Here is a 20186-nt window from a genome sequence, read left to right as displayed (position 1 = left end):
GATTAGTCATTGGTCATTGGTATATTAGTCATTGGTCATTTACCAAGGACAAAGGACAAATGACTAATGACTAATAATGAATTTTACCCCGCCCACTGTTTTGCCCAAGCAAGAGTTTGATGCACTTGCTCAATTGTTGAGGCTTCGCAGTAGAGGCGTAAAACTGGCTCAGTACCGCTAAACCGAATCATTAACCAGCTTTTATCCGCGAGGCGATATTTGTAGCCGTCAATTGTTTGGCAATCAATCACTGCTTTACCTGCAATTTCCGTTAAGGGTTCGGTTTGCAGTTGTTGCAAAAGACGCGATCGCACTTCCATACTTGCTAAGGGTAAATCAATGCGATCATAAGCTGAGGTAAAGCCTGTTTGTTTTTGCAAGTAGCGATTATACTCACCTAAATCCAAACCAGAGTCTACGATCGCCTCTAGCACATACAATGCTGACAGCAGCGCATCGCGTTCGGGAATATGGCTACCATAGCCGATTCCTCCCGACTCTTCGCCACCCAACAACACTTTTGCTACCAACATTCTGTCAGCGATGTATTTATAACCAACTGCTGTCTCAAAGACTGACAAGTTATGTAATGCTGCTACAAGGGGCATTAAGTCAGAACCACTAACGGTTTTGACTATTTCCCCAGTAAAGCCGCGCCGTAGGGTTAAGTGGTCGATTAATATCGGTATTAATACTTGAGAGCTTAGGAAATTTGCTTCTCCATCTACTGCTGCAATGCGATCGCAGTCTCCATCAAATACCAACCCCACCGTTAAACCTGATTTATCGGTTTCTCGGTGAGCTTTGATGACTCCAAATAGCTTTGAAAGGTATTTGGGTAAGGGTTCCGGCGCACCGCCACCAAATAGGGGGTCACGTTCTGAGTTGATTTCTTTAACCTGATTGCCTAGTAGTCTCGCCAATCCGCCAGCAGCAGCACCATGCATGACATCAGCAAATAACGTTAGTTTGCCAGATGCGATCGCTTCTCGAAGTTTGGCGATATCAACTTTACCTTCTAGCGCTTGAGTATAACTGGGCCAAGGATCGAATTTCTCTTGCTTACCTGGGGTAGCTGCTAATGGTACTCCCACCGACAACTGTGCTTCGATCTCTTTTGTCACTTCTGGCGGTACTGATCCACCAAAACAACCCTTGACTTTTAAACCTAAATATGTACCTGGATTATGGCTAGCTGTAATTACCAATGCCCCTAAAGCATTGAGTTCTTTTGCAGCCCAACTATAAGCTGGGGTTGGAGCAAAGGTTTCGCTCAGTAGCACGTCAAAACCGACAGCAGAGACAGTATCGGCGACAGCACGAGCAAAATCTTCAGCCATGAATCGGCGATCGTAACCGACAATTATTGTCCGGCTACCCACTGTAGAAAAATATGTATTATATAATACTTTTGCGGCAACTGGCGCGACCAGGGCTAGGCGTTCAAAGGTGAACTCGTCACCAATAATGCCCCGCCAGCCGTCTGTACCAAACTTGATTGAGTTAGCTACAACTGGCATCTAAGTATCCTAACTGTCTACTTGAGGATTCTAGCATTTATACAGTGTGCAGAGTAAAAAAAGAATCTAGTAAAAATATGTACTAATGATATTCAATACAAAAGTGAGCAAATTTGTGCATTGTACAAATGCAATGTCTAACGATAAGCCCGTCTACCCCTGCCACATTTAAAAGAGAATAGCGCCTTTGTAACATACTGTTTCAAAAGGCTTACACTATTAGAATTGCAGGTATTTATCGTTAGCATGAAGCAGACTTGAGGGTTCCAGCAAATCGTATATTTGATTAAGGCTGTAAGGATAAAAGCAGTGATAGACAATCGGGCAATATCAATCAGTTTATTTACAGGAGCAGGTGGACTAGATATTGGGATAGAACAGGCAGGTTTTCAGATAGTAAGTGTTGTTGAAAAAGATCCTGATGCTGCGAAGACTATAGCTTTCAACCGACCTCACCTAAATAGTGCCGTAGCAAGAGATATACAGAAAATCACTGCTCAAAATCTTTTGGAGGAAGGGGGATATGTTATTAACCTTGATAGACCTCTACGTATTGGAGAAGTAGATTTAGTAACTGGTGGCCCCCCTTGTCAACCCTTCAGCACAGCAGGAAAACGTGGTTCAGTTATGGATCCTCGTGGCAGCTTGTTTATGGACTTTATACGTATTGTTGAACAATTGCAGCCACGCTTTTTTGTCATGGAGAATGTTAAAGGTTTACTCTCGGCTCCTATTCGTCATAGACCTCATCTGGAACGAGGAACGGGTTATGCTCCTCTGGAACTAGATGAAATGCAAGGGAGCGCTCTTGAGATTGTTCTAGAAGAAATGAAGCGCCTTGGTTATCAAGTTATTTATAAAGTAATGGAAGCAGCAGATTACGGTGTTCCGCAAAACAGAGCGCGAGTAATCTTTATTGGCTCAAGAGATGGTGAATCGGCTACATTCCCTTTGCCTACTCATAGTAAAGATGGCTCTTTATTACCTCAATGGCGCACTCTTAAAGATGCTCTGATCAACTTAAAGGATCCACAACCAGAGTATACTTCTTACTCAAAAAACCGTCTTCAATATTTAAAGCTTTTAAAAAGTGGTCAAAACTGGAGAGATTTACCTAATGACTTGATAAAAGAAGCAATGGGAGGCGCTTACAAATCTGGAGGCGGGAAAGTAGGGTTTTACAGAAGGTTATGTTGGGATAAGCCGTCTCCTACTGTTACTACAAGTCCTTACCAAAAGGCTACAGATATGTGTCATCCAGAGGAACTTCGTCCTCTAAGTGTTCGAGAGTGCGCCAGGATTCAAACCTTTCCAGATTCGTGGATTTTCTATGGTTCGACAGCCTCTAAATACAGACAGATAGGTAATGCTGTACCTGTACTCTTAGCTCAAGCTATTGGTGACTATTTACATAGTCTAATTAGACAGGAAAAACCTAAAGGGATACCAGTCTTTGAACAGCTTTCACTATTTAATCACTAAATTCACAGCCTGGTGATTATTTTTAGGACTTCCATTACTGAATTTGTTGCCAATAGTTACTACTTTCTACATACAATGCTGCGGGATTTTCAGTGATAGTTTGTCTAACAAAGATGGCAAAATCTTCTTCAGAAAGATCAGAACATCCTATTAATTGATTCAGCTTTTTCCAATAGTAAACTCCATTTTTAGCATTAACTCTATGCCATTTCCGAATGATAGTTTCTTTACGGACACTACTGCTCGAACTATTTTCAGAATTACTACGATTTTTAACTTGTAATAGATCACCTTGATTGGTGCAAAAATCAACCTTGTTTATAGTCTCTCCCCAAGCACAGTACCAACCATAAAATGACAATTTTTCGGCAAGATATTCTTCTAAAAGAAGTCCTAAGATGTTTTCTGCCGACATGGAAAGACGATGAGCATCCTTTATGTGATTAATGCCATCAGTGTTGAGAGTCGGTAAACGAACTGAAAGAATCGTGTCAATAATTTCGTCTGAAACAGTTCCTATCTTTTTACTAGTTCGCTTTGAGGCTCGATTATTATAACCACCAAAATACTTATTTAACCACTTAGTAATGTAATCTAAGCGAGAATTGCATACTTTTAAATATGGAAATAATTCAGGCGAATTACAACAGACGGATAAAACTGTTTTCACAGAATCATTCCAGAACATCCCAGCACTAAGTTTTGCGATATTTTCAGCTTCGGACACGATCAGATTGGCATCAAAATCCGGTATTTTTAGGTTATTGCTCACAGTTACTATTGGGTAAAATCTGCTGTTTCAGTTATGAGCGATCGCCTCATCTATACAAATCTCAATAATCCCAATATTTCTATATATAAACATTAATAATCCTTAATAGTATTAACTATTAAGGATTGTTAACATGAGCAGACACTGCTCACAAACTGGATTGTTCCTTAAAAATCATCGAGAAACTGACTAAGGCGACTGATTACGGGGTCAACCTCTTGAGGAGGGGTAGCAACAGTATAAGAAGTATTATTTACTACTTCTAATTGACTTGGAGACGGGACGAACGAGCGATCGTTGACTATGAGCGCCAATTGTGCAACTTGTTGAGAAAGTTGCAATAGATGGTGTTCCATCGCCTCCAAACGATTAGATCCCTTGGCAAAAAAACGTTCCTCAAGTCCAGCCACTTGACGTTGCAGTTCACCGATTTGTTGTTCAACCGGTGTTGTTGCTGCTGTTTGTGGAGCAGGTTGTACAGATTCCGGTACACATAAAGATTGCCACAAGGCTTCTTTACAGAGGTCGCTGAAAGTCTTGTCTGGTTGTTTTTCCAAATAACTTTCTACTTGCGCTAACAAGCTTTCATCAGCAAGCTCTGGGTTGAACGTGACGGATTTAACTACCTTTTTTGACCATTGGAACATCAGCTTTATGCCCTAGCAGCGCGATTGGAGGATAATTGTGCCTCTCCATAAATATACTGCCCCAAAGCATTCGCCTGTCGTGAAGGTGCTGCTAAATGAGCATTAATCTTTGCTTCTTTGAGTAGACGCTGAACGTCGTCCCAGAAGAACTCACCACCGCCGCCAGTGAGAATCACATCGGTGACGCGCTCTGGCAACCAGGCTAGCACACGGCTACAGATTTCGCGTGAAAACATCTCTGTAAGGTTGGGAAGAAAATCGTCTAGGTTGGTGGGCTTGCTAGCGCCTTTAGGACGGTAATAGCGTTCACCTCTGGGTTTATTAACAGCAGAAATCAGCGCCAGAGATTGGCTATCTGCTCCTTCGATTTCGGCAGACACCAATTCATAAAACTTATTCATACCGAAGTCTTCGCTCTTAGAAGCACCTCTGGCAAAACGGAAGTTATCTACCATCAAAAGATCGACGGTTTGATGTCCGATATCAACGATCGCTACCGATATTTTTGTAAAATCGGGACTGCTAGGACTTTTCTTCGGTTGAGCTTCAGACCACAGCAGGCTGCCGTAACCCTCTGGCATTACCCATACCTTATTGACGTTGAGCGACACAGATTCGCCTCGGAAGTTCAACACATGAGGGCCACCTACTTGGCTAATCAACTGTGCTTTTTCCTTTTCAAATTGCTCTAAAGAAAGAAAAGGCAGACCAAGTACAACTGAGATATCGTCTCTGAGCTTGAAGTAGCCAGCACTTGCTAACACTTTTACTAGTGCAGCCTCTACCTTAGATTGGCCGACTCCTAGATTCGCCCCAAAATCTGCTGCTAGTTGACCAACAGCATATCCATTGCCTTGATACTCCAGCCACAAATCCATTAAAGGGTCAGTAGCTCTAGCTTCAAAAACACCACCGCGTACTTGTTCTATCGACATCTGCTTGACGTTGGCAGGTACGAACACCACACTGCCGGGTTCACGACTCACACAAGTTTTTGTGGAAGTTCTACCTAAATCAACACTGAGAATGGTTTTCCCGGAACCACCGCCTGGCTTGGTAGTGGAAGGAGAATTATTATTAACAGCATTTATGGGAGTCGTCGATGCTAACGGCTGCCTATTCATGGGTATAGCAGCACTATTCATAGGGTTAGCGGCGGAAGGTTGGTCTGTCATGAAAGCTCCTAGTTCAAACTTAACTGTAAAAAGTTGTCATGCTCATCTTACAAAAATGCGAGCAACCAGAAATTCTAGGTTGCGTCAAGTGTAGCTAGAAATACGCCAAAAATTAATTTCGGACGTATCTCCGATAAGCTCATGCCAACGCACATCTAGTATTATTTGGCATAGTGTAGGCGAATTTTGGCCAGATGTAACCCCTGCTTTCACTGCTTTCAAACCAAAAGCGTCCGTGTTTCATCTTCTAGTACGTCTTAACTGGCGCTTGAATATCCAGAAAACAAACGCTAGAACCAAACCCCCAAGTACGATTTTGGATACAGGAGCGAGGTACTTGTCCACAAGTTCATACTGACTACCCAATATGTATTCTGAGTATGTTAGCAAACCCACTCAAGCCGCGCTACCTAATGTTGTGTAAAACAAAAATGCTAGCAGTGGCATAATCAATTCTGAAGGAATAAAGGAAAAAGGTTTTCCAGGAACACTGAGTTTTATTTTCTAATTATTTAGATCCCCCTTACTCAGTTTTTTAAAAAGATTAAGGGGGATCTAAAGATTTGATGGCAAATTTAAAAATATATTTTAGGGTTTTCTTATGAGGTTGCAGTTGTGGGCCAGAGGAGAGAGAAAGTTTCCCCTTGTCCCACCTTGCTCCCTTATTCCCCTTTGTCCTCTTCTAGACTGTCGGGGTTAATGATTGTACTCTTGGTTCCGATTGCCAGTCTAATGGATTCCAAACTCGATCTTCAAGCGCCATCTGTTCAATCAAGCTTGCCAGTCTCAGGGCTTTGAGAGCTTGTTCACCACCGACTGAGGGTTGATTGCCACCATGTACACAGTTGACAAAATGTTCCAATTCTGCGCTTAAGGGTTGAATGTTGCTGGTGTAGACTTTTTCAATTACACCATCTTGCCTATAAAGTACTTGTCGGTGGTCGGTGAGAGAATTGGCAGTCGTTTGTCGGTGAATCAAAATTTCATTCTTGAGAAAATCTGCCTCAGTAAATGAATTTTTGCAATGGGCGACAATCCGACGAATTTTGCGGTGGGTGACTTTACTGGCTGTCAGAGTAGCAACAATACCATTGGCAAACCCCAAGGTGGCGGTTACATAATCTAGATAACCAGAGTCTAAGGAGCGAGTCCCGCTAGCAGTCAATTTTGTGACTGGGGAAGCAGCTAGTTCCAAAAGTAGGTCAATGTCATGGATCATTAAATCCAGCACAACCGAAACATCGTTTGCCCGATGTGAGTAAGGACTCATTCTGTGGGCTTCTAGCGCCAGTAATTCCTCTGTTTTTAGAACTTGGCTTAGTTCTTTAAAAGCTGGGTTGAAACGCTCAATATGGCCTACTTGCAGGATACACCCAGACTCAGCTGCGGCATTTACTAAAGACTCTGCCTCAGAAATGCTGGCTGCGATGGGTTTTTCAATCAAAACATGAATTCCCGCTAACAGACAGTTGATACCCACGGCATAGTGCAGACGGGTGGGAACAGCTACACAAACTGCTTCCACAAGGGGTAGCAGGTCACAGTAATCTTCAAAAAAACGCACCTTGTAATTACTGGCAGTTTCTAATCCTCGTTCGACGTTAATATCTGCCACTCCGACCAGTTCAACATCTTTCATTGAACTCAGCACGCGAGCGTGGTGTTGTCCCATGTTACCCACTCCAATCACGCCTATGCGGATCGGTCGTGGCTGGTTGCGCTGTGTATATAGATTCGGTTCTGCCACTGACATGCTATCTTGCACTATTATTCTCTCCTCAACCACCAAATATAGAGACGCTACGGCCGTTGGCGTTTATACTCGAAAGCCAGTTACGATCCGTCTAAAACCATCCAGATGGTAACATAGAGCCTATGTTTATGAAGAATTTCAAAGTTTGCGATCAGTTCCCGTAATCTAAATATCTTTTGTATAGATAGTTCGGGTTTCCTTTGCCTTTGATACTTCCTACCAAAAATATATGTCTTTTTATGAACTTTAAAACATTCAGTAAGACTTAAGTGTATTTTCTCCTTGGTATTGCCTTCTGGCATCTGGTTGAGGTGTGATTTGGTAATTTTAAATTTAAAATTTGCAACTGAGATGAAAGCTGTAATTCTGTTATCTGGGGGATTGGACTCTTCTACAATTCTGTATCAAGCTAAGGCTGATGGCTGTGAATGTCATGGGATCTCTTTTGATTACCAGCAGCGACATCGAAGAGAGTTACAGTCAGCCCTCAAGGTTGCTCAAAAGGCAGCGATCGCAAAACATCAGGTAGTGAATTTTGATTTACGGCAATGGGGCGGTTCCGCACTTACCGATGATGCCATTGATTTACCCCAGGAGCGATCGCTGGATGAAATGGCTCAAAATATTCCTGTAACTTATGTTCCGGCTCGTAATACCATCTTTTTAAGCTTTGCTCTTGGTTACGCTGAGGCGATCGCAGCTGAACGTGTCTATATCGGTGTCAACGCCTTAGATTACTCAGGATATCCTGACTGTCGTCCCGACTATATTCAGGCAATGCAAGAAGTTTTTCGTCTGGGAACCAAACAAGGGCGTGAGGGACAACCAATTAAGATTGTTGCACCCCTAATCAATTTGAAAAAAACTGAAATCATCCAACTGGGGAATGAATTGGGAGTTCCTTGGGAGCTAACTTGGTCTTGCTATGCCGGTGGTGATGTCGCTTGCGGTGTATGTGATTCTTGTCGCTTGCGGTTGGCAGCTTTTGCCGAATTGGGGCTTATCGATCCAGTGGTCTATGATTCTTGAATGAGGAGTGAGGAGTTAAAATCCATAACTTCTAACTCCTGTACAGACGCGATTAATCGCGTCTCTCAACTCCTAACTCTTCTAACCGTCGCAGTTGAATTTGATGCAGGCGTGGGCCAACAACTGATACCACAGTGAATTCGAGATTTTCATAACAGAAAGTTTCGCCTTTGACAGGAATTTTCTGTAACTGATACAGCAAAAAGCCCCCTAGTGTTTGGTATTCTCTAGTCAGGGGTAAATTGAGATGCAAAACCTCATTGAGGTCTTCGAGGTTAACTTGTGCCTGCACCAGAAATTTTTGCTCATCTAACATCTGAATCAGTAAGTCGTCACTGCTTTCAGGAACGCTTGCGTCGCCAATGATTTCGGCAATGACATCTTTTATTGTCACGAGTCCTACAGTACCGCCAAATTCATTCACTACCATGACCATAGCGGGTTTCTCTTGCTGCATCATTGGCAAAAGTTCACTTAAGGGCGTGTGTTCTGGAACAAACCGGACGGGACGCATCCAAGGTTGGATTTGTGTCTCTAAGCTTAGTTTTCCGACAGCTAAAGGTTGTGCCAAATCTTTAAAATAAATAATGCCGCGAACATCGTCTAAAGATTCACCAATCACGGGGTAGCGTGAGTAACCAGTATCAGCCATTTCTCTAAGTAATGTCTGGAAGGTAGCATCTTTTGGCAGCGTGATAATACTGGTGCGGGGGATCATCACATCTTGAGCCATGACATCCCCAAATTCAAAGACATTGTTGAGCAGTTCTCGTTCTGCACGCTGTAAACCCGTAGATCCCCATTCTGTAGAGATAATCAGTTGCAATTCTTCGGGAGTTACAGGCGGCCTCCAGCCTTGTCCTGTGTATTGGATACCAAAAATCCGCAATAAAAAACGAGTTGATTGGTTAAGAATCCAGATGAAGGGGCCAAAAAAACGTACGATCGCTTTTACTGAAGGGCCCAAAAAGCGAGCTAGCTGTTCTGAGTACAGCATTGCTAAGGATTTGGGACATAATTCTCCGATGACAATTTGCAAATAGGCAATTAAGAAAAAGGCAATGGGAATTGATAGGGAATGAGCCAGGGAGTTAGTCATCCCACCGGGTAAAGGCCAGGATTTTAACCATGTACTTACCGGTACGACAATCGTACTTTCTCCAATCCATCCCAGTGCCAAACTAGAAAGGGTAATGCCTAACTGGGTGGTAGATAGCAGTCGGTCAATACTACGCTGTAGCATTTCGACTGCGATCGCTGGAACATCCCCTGCCTTAACTAGCTGGTGAATACGCGATCGCCGCACGCTCACCATCGAAAATTCCGCAGTCACAAAAAAGGCATTTATGGCAATCAGTAGTAGCACTGACAACAACCGCAGCGCCACATCCGTCCAGATCAAATTAGGAAAACCACTCACTGCCAAAGCTCGTGTAAAACTCACGCCCTCCATTTAAAGGAATGGGGAATGGGTAATGGGGAAGATGAGGAGGACAAGGGGATAAAGAAAGTGTTTTCCCAATCCCCAATCCTTAATTCCCAATTCCCAATCCCCAATTCCCAATCCTTTTCTACCTTTCCACAGGAATATCCGATGCCTCTAACTTCAATTTTTGAGCGGGATAATCAGTAAGAGCAAGTGATATTTTCTTGACATCATCAAGTAAAGCCGTGGGAATGCTCACTGTACCTGAAAATGCTGGCCCATTTACAGGCAATTCTGTTGGTAAACCCTCTGTACTCGCACTTAGGGTTCGTCCTTTATCATCGGTAACATCTAAAAAGCTATACAAAAAGCGCACAGAATCCTTACCTTTGTTCTGCATTTTCACTTTCAGTAGTAAATCACCACCAGAATAGCGGGCAGATTGCACAGTCATGGTTACGCCCTCACTTTGGGCAGTAACTGGAAAACCTGGCAGAGGTTTTTCTTCAACCACTTCTGGGGGTTTCTCCTCTGGCTTCTGCTTGCTGTTATTGGTTTCTTCGTCATCTTCCTCTAGCTTTTCCGATTTAGCGGCCTTAGTCTTACCGTCAATTCGCGCCTTGACAACTTTCAGAATTTCTTCCTCTTTTAATAGCACTAGCCCTCCCTGTTGAGAGCTATTTGCCTTATTGCTGGCGAATTTGGTCGTAGGCCGCCCATCTGGTGTGGTAACGCCTTTAAGTGCTGAACTCCCCAGTTCAAACCCCAAAAAGGCACTCACAGAACCTGCTCCCATCATCAGGATTAACAAAATCAAAGTAAGAAGTACAGTAGAATTTATTTTCATTGCTGATAAGCGATCGCATAAGAATGCTGGTCTATTTAAGAATAGTGAAGCTTTTGACCTCAATCCTTAAAGGAACTTAATCAATATTAGTCTGTACTATTTCATGATTAAATTATGTAGTATAAAAATTTGGTGAACTAGTGTCCAGTATTCACACGTGGTAAATTTGTGCTATAATTACGGAATTGGCTAAACTCAGTGGATGAGGTATTTGCCTCACTATAAAATTAGCAAATAAAGTTGACATAAGAGTTAAATTAATTTACTCGTAGAAACCCAAAACTCAAAAAAACAAGCGCCTTTGGCCGATTGGGGAGGCAACGAACTCATAATTCGTCTTCAGGCTGGTTCGATTCCAGCAGGGCGCATTGAATCATCAAGGAATACTAATAAAGAATATGGAGCATGGGGCATGGGCGCTGGTGTTGAGTGTTGCTGAAGTGTTGGTTATTAATTATAATCCCCTGCTCCCCACTCCCTAATATTACCGAGGTGGTAAAGTTTCAAACCTGAATTCAGTTCCTACTTTGAGTTGGCTGCTATTAAAACGAGGAGACATCATCAGCGATGTGTTGTAGGGATTTGGTAAATCAGGGGTGCGAATATAAGGATCGTTGCCAACTTGCTGAGTCAGGGCATCATGATATAAGGTGTTAACCAACTCAGCATCGCGGGCAATTTCATTTTCTGGGAAAGAACCACCGAAACCAGTACCAGATCCGAAAAATACGTCTAGCTGACGCTTAAGGCTGCTGCCATTTTCGTAGAAATTGCGATCGTGACGAAAATAAGCTCGTTCAAATGCATCATTCGTAGTTTCAGTTTTGCGGGTTTCCGTTTGGGCGGATGCAACTGAGGGAAAAGCAATACCAGCAGCAAGCAGTACCAATAAACCACCAAAGGTTTTAAATTTTATACCCACCTTCCTAACTCCTCAATTTTTGGGCAATCTTAATTTATGCTTAATTTCAGAACTCTGATGAGTTCAACCTTTGGTGTAGCACAACTTTTAATGTTTTGTAATGACGTATCCTACTGAAACTCTTACCCACTCAGATATTTGGGCAACCACCCCTGATTTGACCGCCCTGCGCCACAAGCTACTAGATTTATTTTGCCAACTTGCTTATCAAGAAGGTGATTTTCTTCTCTCTTCTGGGCTGCGTAGTTCTTATTACGTCAACAAGACACAAGTAACACTCCATCCTCAAGGCGCTTTGGCTGTGGGACGATTACTATTTCCTTTACTACCTGTAGATACACAAGCTGTAGGTGGTTTAACAATGGGGGCTGACCCGATGGTGACAGCAGTGAGTATAGTTTCTGTTTATGAAAACCGGCCAATACCAGCGCTGATTGTTCGCAAGGAAGCCAAGGGTTATGGAACGAGAGCTTATATAGAAGGCCCCACTTTACCAGAAGGTGCAAAAGTAGTAGTTTTGGAAGATGTGGTGACAACTGGGCAATCTGCTCTGAAAGCAGTTGAACGTCTTAAGGATGCAGGTTATACCGTAAATCAAATAATTTCACTGGTAGATCGACAGCAAGGTGGAGGTGAGTTGTACCAGTCAGCTGGATTGAAGTTTGAAACTTTGTTTTCGATTCAAGAAGTTCAGGAACGCTACCGACAACTTGCGAAATCATAAGTGTCGCTTGCCAAATTGTTTGACAAGTTGACATATTTTGTGTAGTTGAAAATATTACTCTTAAAGCCCTAATAAGGGTTTTATTATTTTAGGCTCAAAATAGCCTTTACTGCATTGGCGATCGCAGAAGATGCTTTTTCGATTTCTTCTTTGGTTGTAAATTTCCCAATACCAATTCTTAACGCTCCCTCAATTATATTTTCTCCAAGATTCATCGCTTGCAGAACGTGAGATGGCGCGACAATACCTGATGAACAAGCCGCACCTGTAGAAATAGCTAATTGATGGCGAACTCTAGCAATAATGGCACTATTAGGGATGTCAAGGATAGAAATATGTAAGTTACCTGATAAACGGTTGTTTAAGTCTCCATTCACCAGTAAATTAGGAATTTGAGCCTTGAGTAGATTTTGTAGCTGATCTCGTAAAAGTGCGATCGCATTTTCATCTGCTTCCATTTCCAATCGTCTCAATCTGCAAGCTTCCCCCAAACCAGCGATTCCGGGGACATTGAGTGTACCCGATCTGAGTCCCTGTTGATGTCCGCCACCGTAAATAAGGGGTTGAAGGTGATAACCTTTTTTCACTACTAATGCACCAACTCCCTTGGGTGCATAAAGTTTATGCCCAGAAATAGCTAGATAGGTAATTCCCCAGTCTTGGAAGTTGAGGGGAATTTTACCGACTGCTTGGGAAGCATCACATAAAAAAGGGATATAGTATTTTTGTGCGATCGCTCCAATTTTTTCTACTGGGTAAATTGTCCCCACTTCATTATTAGCAGCCATCACACAGAGTAAGGAAGCACCGCCAGAGCAGATTTTTTCTAGATATTCTAAATCAATTTGGGCTTGTTGATTGACATTTAACCAAATTATTTCCGCAAGTCCTTTTTTGGCTAATACTTTGCAGGTATCTAAAACCGCTTTGTGTTCAACTGGGGAAACAATTATTTTGGCGGGAGTATTTTGTTGAGAAATATGTCCTTGAATTGCTAAGTTAATACTTTCTGTTGCACCAGATGTAAAAATAATTTCCTTGACAGAAGCATTGATTAATTCAGCTATGTGTTGACGAGCTTGTTTAACTGCTTGTGCTGCTTCATTTCCATAACCATGAGCTACACTATTTGCATTACCAAAAGCAGTAGTCATATAGTACATGACTTTTTCTGCTACTCTAGGGTCAACGGGAGTCGTTGAATGGTAATCAAGGTAAATTATTTTTTCTTGTGTAGTCATTGCCTGTCAAAATTTTCCGCTTGAAATTTTTTACATATTTTTTTTAAGGCTTTACTGAATAGTTAAATATTCTAAAATTATTAATCGTAGGTAATCTAGCATCCGTAAATAATATTTAGTATTATCATATTGCTGAGAATTATTAAAATAAAATTGAGTGACATTAGGAATATCAAATACTCGCTTATGTTGTAATTCTTTAATTGCTTCTTGTGGGTTGTCTATAGAACCTGTGGCTTTAATTTGGCTAGCATAACCCCGAATATCTGTAGTTAATAGTTCAATTTCTTCTAACACTGTAAATTCTTCTTCAGATGTAGAAGATTGATGAGCGATCGCTTTTCGTTCTGATTTAGTATTTTGATAATCAATAGTTAATTGGTCTAACAGTTTAATAATATAATTTTTAGTTAATTCAGGATTTTGATTAGTCAGTATAGTATTAATCATTAATCATCGTTCACTCCATAAGCTTTATCTTATCCTTGACGTGGATCTGATTGCGGGGGATGCCAACCCGCTTCTACCCAAAAACGACGAGCCACTTGAATCGAAGGCTCATCTCGACGCTCATCATTGAAATCAAATCTCTCACTAGTAGCTCTCCCTGTAGAAGTTGTACCTAAAATTTTTATACCGTCTTTTGTCCAGATAAAATTGTCAGACCATTTTTGCTGACGGGGATGAAATAGAGGGACTTGTTCTTGGGTTTTAGGATCAGTAGCCGTTGTAAAATTATAGTGACGCTCATTACAGCGATGACAAGCTAAAGCCAAATTATCCAGTTCATCAGAGCCGCCCAAAGACTGCGGCATAATATGGTCAATGGTAAAACGGTCTGGACTTAAGTATTCTGGAGAGTGGCAGTATTCGCAAAGATATTTCGCTCGTTGTCTTACAAATTTTCGAGTTGGTTCGGACACCATTTAGTTTTCGCCGCTAGTTGAGCGTTAATCAAGGTAAAGATTCGCTCTAATTCCGAGATACCGACATATTCAGCTTCTTCTTGAGAAGTGAGTGCATCAGCTTTTTTCTTTTCCAACAGTTCTTCAAAGCGAGACTGTAGCTCATCGGTAAATTTAAACAGATAAATGTCACCAAATTCGCTCATCTTGATACCAGAAGATATTAAAGATGAGGGTTGAACCATCAATTGAGTAGTCATTGCGTGTTTATAGTGTCTTTGATTCTATTGTGCCTCAATTAATTGACGATCTATAGTTTATCATTTCATAACTCATTCTCTAAAAATCTTCTAGCAACTCTCCCCCAATCAATGCGAGTATCTTGAGCATTTTCTTTACGTTTACCATCTGGTTGTTCATCCTCATACCTTGCCCATGCCATTAGTAGTAACTTCAATCCATCTAATGAGTTGATCAACCGAGAACGTAAAGTATCTATATCGGCTTTATCTACGTCCTCCTCTAAGATTTCTACTAAATTTTGATAAGCAGGATGATTGGTATTTAAAGTAACAATAATTGCTCCTCCTCTGGGTTTAACTGAGAAGAAAGCAGAAGTATCAAGAGGAGCTTCAACAAAGGTATATTTTAAGCCATCATCTACTGTAGTTGCTGCTAGTAATTCGGCTTTGCTTTCTGTAACTCCTTCTTCTTTTAAAGTTTCTTTAATGACTTGTTTTCGTTCTTCTTTGGGTAATTGTTCATCTAGATCACTTTGACCTTTGTAACCCTGGGATTGACGTTCTTGGGTAACTGTAGTGGCTACTTTCTCAGTTTTGTAAGGGTCATGACGTTTTTCAGGCGTGGTACGAGTGCCTTTTGTTTGTGCCTTGATTAAACCACGGATAATACTTAATTGACTATTTATTTTATGAGCTATATCTAAAAGAGGACTTTTGGGATCTCCGTCTTCTTTGAGTTCTTCTTTTAGTTGGGTAATTGTTTTACCTGCCTCTAATAAAGATTGAATATTGACTTGTAAAAGTTCACTAAAATTCCGGGCTGATTGTTTATTATTAGTGACTCCAAAAATATCATCAAGAGAGGGTGGAAATTCTACTTCTACACCCCACCAACGTTCTGTAGGTTCATAACCATTGACTACTCCCGTATCTAGTTCTAGTTCTCTACCTGCACGAACAATAGAAACTCCAATGTTTTTCTTTGCGTGTTGTCCATGAGGTGTACTTCCTGGATTATTCACTCCTTCTATTAGACGTGCTTCTTCTTTAGCATAGGAAAAGCGAACTTTGACTTCATGTTCTTGTTCACGAAAATCAATAGTAAAAATAGCTTCATAAGATGTATCACCCTGCCAATGTTGGAACATTGCCTGATTATCAAATGGTGGATCACAGGAGGTTTTTTCGATTAGATAACCAGGGTCGTTAGGTAGAGCATATTTTTCTATAATGATGTCATATAAAGCATCTAAATCAAATGCTAACATCCGAATTTTGACTTCATGTCTATTGATAAATTTGCGATACATTCTCCCGATCACAAATTCAGAATTATCAATAATCGCTTTTCCTGTTCGCCACATACAACGGTCGATTTTTGACCACATTACTAATGTCCCACTGTCACCAAATTTCTGACCGATTTTTGTCCAAGTCATTGGAATTGGTCTAGCGGTAGGTTCTGGTACTTCGGTCATTCGCCGATTTTTGATTTCATCTAAGTCAAGATAACTGTGGAGTGCATTTTCTATGCCATTTTGCCATGACCACACATCAACCCGTTGGCATTGAGAAATGGAGGATGAGGGTAAACCCATACCAAAACGACCGATTCCGGTATGTTTATCTTGGTCTAAATATGTACCATTACCAAATTGCAGGGCTAGACGTAAAACATTAGCATCCATACCACGACCATTATCTAATACTGCTATTTTTTCAATGCGCGATCGCTTCCTCCCTTCTACTTGTTGTTTTCGTTCACCACACAATAACTCTACTTGGGATGCACCGGCTTGAATGGCATTATCCATTAATTCAGCGATCGCATAAGCGGCGTTTTTATAACCGTTATCGCGCATTGCTTGAACTGCCAGGTGAGTTGGAACGATATCATGGGCGTTAGCATTCATGGGTTTTTCCTCCAAACGTCTTCCCAATTGTGAAAAGCTGATGCTACTGAACCAAAACCGGGGAGTTGGCTATCCACAACGGTGACAATTTCGGCGGTAGCATTACCCCCAGCTTTGAGTCCGCGAATGGCGCGTCCTACCATTTGGCTGTAGAGGACAAGGGATTTGGTGGGACGGGCGATAACGGCGGCGCTGGTTTTGGGTGCATCGAATCCAGTGGTTAAAACGCCGTAGTTACATAAAATCTTGGTTTGGGGCTGTTCGTCTTTAAAACTTTGAATCAGCCTTTCTCTCTCTGATTTTGGGGTATCACCTGTAACAGCATCAGTATTAAATCCTCTGAAACGCAATATTGAAGCGATGAGTCTAGCGTGTTCAACGGAGGTATTAAAAACGATAATCCGTTGATGATGTTGGGCTAGTGCTTCTAGTTCTAGGATGATGCGGAGGTTGCGTTGTTCGTCTGCTGCTAACCGATTGAGGATATATTGGGGTATGTCTAATTCTGTATTAATCCGATTCAGGTCTTGGGGAGTTAGTTCAATACCTGTTTCATAAAATAAGGAACGATAGTTAACTTTAGCGAGGTATTGTTGATCGACGAGATAATCAATCGGGTTGTCATAACCTGGGATTTCTAAAGTAACTTTCTGTTGGGCGAAGAATTTTGCTAGTTGTGCATCGGTGTTAATATCTGCCCAAGTCCGTCCCGGTGTGGCGGTTAAACCTAATAAGGCGGTTTTGTCGTAGGGGATGACTAAAGCATCTAAGACGAGTTTATAGGTTTCGGCAACTGCTTGATGGGCTTCATCGATAATTACCAATGAACAACGCACACCCAGTTGATTAATAAAGCGAATACTCTTTTTTGCGGCGTGATAGACTTTCGCTAATCCTGCTACTACTAAGCCATCTTGAGCTTGTGCTAAGTCTAACTCATGGTTGCCCCAGAAGCGGTAAGTGGTGGTGGTGCGTTAGCGAAGCTTAACGAAGTTATCGCCTAAACAGTCCCAGGCTTTTTGAAATTCTGTAACTGCTTGTTCACAAAGTTCTTCACTATATGCCAACCAAATTACTAAAGTGGGTTCATTATTTCTTAGGCATAAACCCAATTAGGGCTAAAACCTTGTATAGTTGCTAAAGAAATTAAAGGTAGAGTTGTTATTTTATAAGCGTTACTCAAAACCTCTAATTTTAATAAATCATCAGCTTGACTAACTTTTAATTCAGATACAAATGACTCAGTATATTTTAACCATTGATTTTTAGATATATTTTCATAGGCAACAGTTAAACCGCGATGTTGTAATTTTACAAAAGCATGAAAATATTCTTCGGATGGTAAATTGTTAGATTTAGAAGAATTAACAGATTTTGTAGTTGGAATTACATTCCATAGTTGATTATGAGCTACAAAAGACCAAGGCAGATAATGATCTAATGAAATTTCATTCTTATTTAAGAGAACCTTAGAATAAATGCATTCAATATCTTGATATTCTAAAACAGTTTTCCAATATTTCTTCTGCTCTGTTAAAGAATCTCTTTCTTGTGGCATAAATAATTTATTAACCACATTAGGAGTACTGGGGTTTCTTTGCTGCATATAATTTAGCCATTCCCAAGATGCCCAACCCCTAACTATTGTGTAATTTTCCTCTAAATATTTAATCCATTCTGGATGCAAAATAATACTATTACTATCTTTATAACTATTTGAATTAAAACGATACAAGGGTTTATAAACATCAAAATATTGATTAGCTATTGCTGGAGTTCTCAGAACTACTTCATAATTTACATTAAATTCACGCAATTTTTCTAATAAAAATGGACGTATTAATCGAAAAGGAACATTTTTCTTAAAATCGTTAATAATCTTTGTCAAATCGTTTTGATCAATTGTTCGTCTTAATAATGATTTATCTGTATCTGTAAATTTTAAGATTGGTTCTGTAATTTCTAGTTCAAGGCTATCTAATGCCTTAGCTATTTGATCTTGTGTTCCAAAATAAAGTTTAAAATAGTTGTGAGGATACCAAGCATTAGCTAAAATTTCGACAATAATTTCTCGAAAGCTAATAGGTAATAAATTATCAAAACCTTTTCTCTTTAAAATATCTAATAATGATAAAAAATAAAGGTACTTATAAGAATTTGTTGTTGAATCAAATAATCCTGCTAAAGCTGAAATATTTAAATTATCAGAAATTGGTAAATCATACATATTTAATTAATATTAAAGCTCCCAAACTTACAATTTGCATTTCATAAAATTACAAATTACAAGCCAAACAAGGTAAAGCATCATCTTCTTGAGCTAAAATTTCTTCTAATGCTTCAGCTACGTAATAATTAATTAAAAACAGCCTTTTTTTCTTTAGCCATTGACTTCTCATGTTGAGCAATAATTTCATCCTTGCGTTCTAGAAGTTGCAATAAGCTTTCCCCATCTGTCCATGTATAGGTTCTACCGTCTTTATGATTCGACTCATAATCAACGGCTTCTTGAAATAACTTAGGATGTTCCTGCGCTAACATTACCCATTCATACTTGCGTTGGAAGAAACAGAAGAAACACCCAGAACGACTGCGCCAGCGATAATAATCAGGGAGTCCAATTCCACTATCTTCTAATAGCCGGATAACATCAGCCTTAACTAAACCCTTTTCCTTAAAGGGAAACACAGGTTTAATATTAGGTTTAGTGGAGATATAACCATCACGGTTTTCATCAGCACGAATACCAATGTAACTAATAGCCTCATCATCCCCCACAAAATCCTCTAAAGGCCTAATTTTCATCTTCACCGTACACCAACGCATTTGGGGTGAAGGTAATAAACCATCATGAATCGCTAACCAATGGTCAAAGCCTCGTTTGTCACTGAGATAATGAATTTTAATCCCCAGACGTGCTTTGATGCGGTCAAGATATTCGTAAGTCTCCGGTAATTCTTTATGGGTATCACAAAAAAAATATTCCATCTCTGGAATTTCCTTATGCAGTAATACTGCTAAAGCCGTACTATCCTTACCTCCAGAAAGACCCAATATGTGTCTAACTTTTTTCTCTGCCATGCTTGTTTTTTCGTGCTTTTTGGCAATTAATAATTCTAATATTTTAGCAAATATGTAAATACAATATGTAGTTTATTTAAACTAATGTAAAAAAGACTTAGTGAAATTACTGAATTAACAACATTTTTATAAACTAGCCAATTACGCTTTTATACCTGATTCCCGTTCAGTTCAAGCCAAAAATCTTAAATTGGGTAGAACGAAACATCACTTATCTTTTAACCTACGCTTCATTTCTCGGTATTGCTCGAACTTAGCATCGGATATGCACTGGTCAACGAACTTCTCCAGTTCATCCTTCATAGTACTGTCAATAAATTGACAGTACTCCTTAAACAGCTCCCTCTTACCCTCTGGAAGATAGAAACCAAGATACTCTTTTCCCTGACGCTTCTCTGTCACAAACAACTCTTGCACATCATCAAGACTCATCATAAATCGTTAAGTTTCAATAAACCTTTTATAGGGTACGTTTTGTATGTACGGTACAATAAAGCATTAAAGTGA

General features: G+C 40.5%; 20 protein-coding genes, 1 tRNA gene and 2 pseudogenes. 4 read left to right on the top strand and 19 right to left on the bottom strand.

The genetic code is table 11. The annotated features are described in order from the left end of the window. Positions 1-83: 83 nt before the first annotated feature. A complete protein-coding gene (locus tag VB732_RS06920; protein WP_323230091.1) occupies positions 84-1520 on the bottom strand; it encodes a phosphoglucomutase/phosphomannomutase family protein in 1437 nt (478 codons plus the stop codon). A 309-nt stretch (positions 1521-1829) separates the two neighbouring features. On the opposite strand from VB732_RS06920, the gene VB732_RS06915 reads away from it, so the two are divergent. Further along, positions 1830-3002 (top strand): DNA cytosine methyltransferase, encoded by a 1173-nt coding sequence (locus tag VB732_RS06915; protein WP_323230090.1) that lies wholly within the window; start codon positions 1830-1832, stop codon positions 3000-3002. Between the two features lie 34 nt (positions 3003-3036). On the opposite strand, the gene VB732_RS06910 is transcribed toward VB732_RS06915, so the two are convergent. The 5 genes and pseudogenes from VB732_RS06910 to VB732_RS06890 all read right to left on the bottom strand — a co-directional run bounded on the left by VB732_RS06910 (position 3037) and on the right by VB732_RS06890 (position 7361). Beyond that, positions 3037-3774, bottom strand: a complete 738-nt coding sequence (locus tag VB732_RS06910) for a SinI family restriction endonuclease (protein ID WP_323230089.1) — start codon at positions 3772-3774, stop codon at positions 3037-3039. A 167-nt stretch (positions 3775-3941) separates the two neighbouring features. Beyond that, positions 3942-4421: a plasmid segregation centromere-binding protein ParR gene (locus VB732_RS06905; protein WP_323230088.1), complete on the bottom strand. Its 480-nt coding sequence runs from the start codon at positions 4419-4421 to the stop codon at positions 3942-3944. A 5-nt stretch (positions 4422-4426) separates the two neighbouring features. Next, positions 4427-5596, bottom strand: a complete 1170-nt coding sequence (locus tag VB732_RS06900) for a ParM/StbA family protein (protein ID WP_323230087.1) — start codon at positions 5594-5596, stop codon at positions 4427-4429. 240 nt (positions 5597-5836) lie between these two features. Next, positions 5837-6043, bottom strand: a pseudogene (locus VB732_RS06895) (DedA family protein); the annotation flags it as partial. Between the two features lie 235 nt (positions 6044-6278). After that, positions 6279-7361, bottom strand: coding sequence for a Gfo/Idh/MocA family oxidoreductase (locus VB732_RS06890; RefSeq protein WP_323230086.1), 1083 nt, complete (start codon positions 7359-7361; stop codon positions 6279-6281). Positions 7362-7700: 339 nt separating this feature from the next. Between VB732_RS06890 and queC the strand changes: the two genes are divergently transcribed. After that, positions 7701-8378, top strand: coding sequence for a 7-cyano-7-deazaguanine synthase QueC (gene queC, locus VB732_RS06885; protein WP_323230085.1), 678 nt, complete (start codon positions 7701-7703; stop codon positions 8376-8378). A gap of 52 nt (positions 8379-8430) precedes the next feature. Here queC and VB732_RS06880 read toward each other — a convergent pair whose 3' ends face one another. Further along, positions 8431-9831, bottom strand: a complete 1401-nt coding sequence (locus tag VB732_RS06880; RefSeq protein WP_323230084.1) for a hemolysin family protein — start codon at positions 9829-9831, stop codon at positions 8431-8433. A gap of 118 nt (positions 9832-9949) precedes the next feature. After that, a complete protein-coding gene (locus VB732_RS06875; RefSeq protein ID WP_323230083.1) occupies positions 9950-10651 on the bottom strand; it encodes a hypothetical protein in 702 nt (233 codons plus the stop codon). Positions 10652-10946: 295 nt separating this feature from the next. On the opposite strand from VB732_RS06875, the gene VB732_RS06870 reads away from it, so the two are divergent. Beyond that, positions 10947-11019 (top strand) — tRNA-Ile (locus VB732_RS06870). 116 nt (positions 11020-11135) lie between these two features. Here the strand turns inward: VB732_RS06870 and VB732_RS06865 are convergent. Then, entirely contained in the window at positions 11136-11573 is a 438-nt protein-coding gene (locus tag VB732_RS06865) for a hypothetical protein (RefSeq protein WP_323230082.1), read from the bottom strand. 100 nt (positions 11574-11673) lie between these two features. On the opposite strand from VB732_RS06865, the gene pyrE reads away from it, so the two are divergent. Continuing rightward, entirely contained in the window at positions 11674-12297 is a 624-nt protein-coding gene (gene pyrE / locus VB732_RS06860; RefSeq protein ID WP_323230081.1) for an orotate phosphoribosyltransferase, read from the top strand. A gap of 83 nt (positions 12298-12380) precedes the next feature. Here pyrE and VB732_RS06855 read toward each other — a convergent pair whose 3' ends face one another. The 10 genes and pseudogenes from VB732_RS06855 to VB732_RS06810 form a co-directional block, all read right to left on the bottom strand. Then, positions 12381-13538 (bottom strand): cysteine desulfurase family protein, encoded by a 1158-nt coding sequence (locus tag VB732_RS06855; RefSeq protein WP_323230080.1) that lies wholly within the window; start codon positions 13536-13538, stop codon positions 12381-12383. Between the two features lie 51 nt (positions 13539-13589). Continuing rightward, positions 13590-13988: a hypothetical protein gene (locus tag VB732_RS06850; protein WP_323230079.1), complete on the bottom strand. Its 399-nt coding sequence runs from the start codon at positions 13986-13988 to the stop codon at positions 13590-13592. Positions 13989-14017: 29 nt separating this feature from the next. Beyond that, entirely contained in the window at positions 14018-14464 is a 447-nt protein-coding gene (locus VB732_RS06845) for an HNH endonuclease (protein ID WP_323230078.1), read from the bottom strand. Continuing rightward, positions 14434-14703: a hypothetical protein gene (locus VB732_RS06840; protein WP_323230077.1), complete on the bottom strand. Its 270-nt coding sequence runs from the start codon at positions 14701-14703 to the stop codon at positions 14434-14436. The genes VB732_RS06845 and VB732_RS06840 overlap by 31 nt, the downstream gene beginning before the upstream one ends. 65 nt (positions 14704-14768) lie before the next feature. Then, entirely contained in the window at positions 14769-16598 is a 1830-nt protein-coding gene (locus tag VB732_RS06835; RefSeq protein ID WP_323230076.1) for an ATP-binding protein, read from the bottom strand. After that, on the bottom strand, positions 16595-17290 hold the full coding sequence (locus VB732_RS35950; RefSeq protein WP_416235732.1) for a DEAD/DEAH box helicase: 696 nt from the start codon (positions 17288-17290) through the stop codon (positions 16595-16597). The genes VB732_RS06835 and VB732_RS35950 overlap by 4 nt, the downstream gene beginning before the upstream one ends. A gap of 27 nt (positions 17291-17317) precedes the next feature. Further along, positions 17318-17500: pseudogene (locus VB732_RS06825) on the bottom strand (restriction endonuclease); the annotation flags it as partial. A gap of 194 nt (positions 17501-17694) precedes the next feature. Beyond that, positions 17695-18825 (bottom strand): HNH endonuclease domain-containing protein, encoded by a 1131-nt coding sequence (locus VB732_RS06820; protein WP_323230075.1) that lies wholly within the window; start codon positions 18823-18825, stop codon positions 17695-17697. Between the two features lie 128 nt (positions 18826-18953). Next, positions 18954-19679 (bottom strand): phosphoadenosine phosphosulfate reductase family protein, encoded by a 726-nt coding sequence (locus VB732_RS06815; protein WP_323230074.1) that lies wholly within the window; start codon positions 19677-19679, stop codon positions 18954-18956. A 207-nt stretch (positions 19680-19886) separates the two neighbouring features. After that, positions 19887-20114, bottom strand: coding sequence for a hypothetical protein (locus tag VB732_RS06810; RefSeq protein WP_323230073.1), 228 nt, complete (start codon positions 20112-20114; stop codon positions 19887-19889). Between the last annotated feature and the right edge of the window lie 72 nt (positions 20115-20186).

The organism is Nostoc sp. UHCC 0252 (assembly GCF_034931145.1).
In the GTDB taxonomy this organism is placed as follows: Bacteria; Cyanobacteriota; Cyanobacteriia; order Cyanobacteriales; family Nostocaceae; genus Nostoc.
Note: the sequence above shows the minus strand (reverse complement) of the source record. Positions and strands in the feature narration are given on the sequence as shown.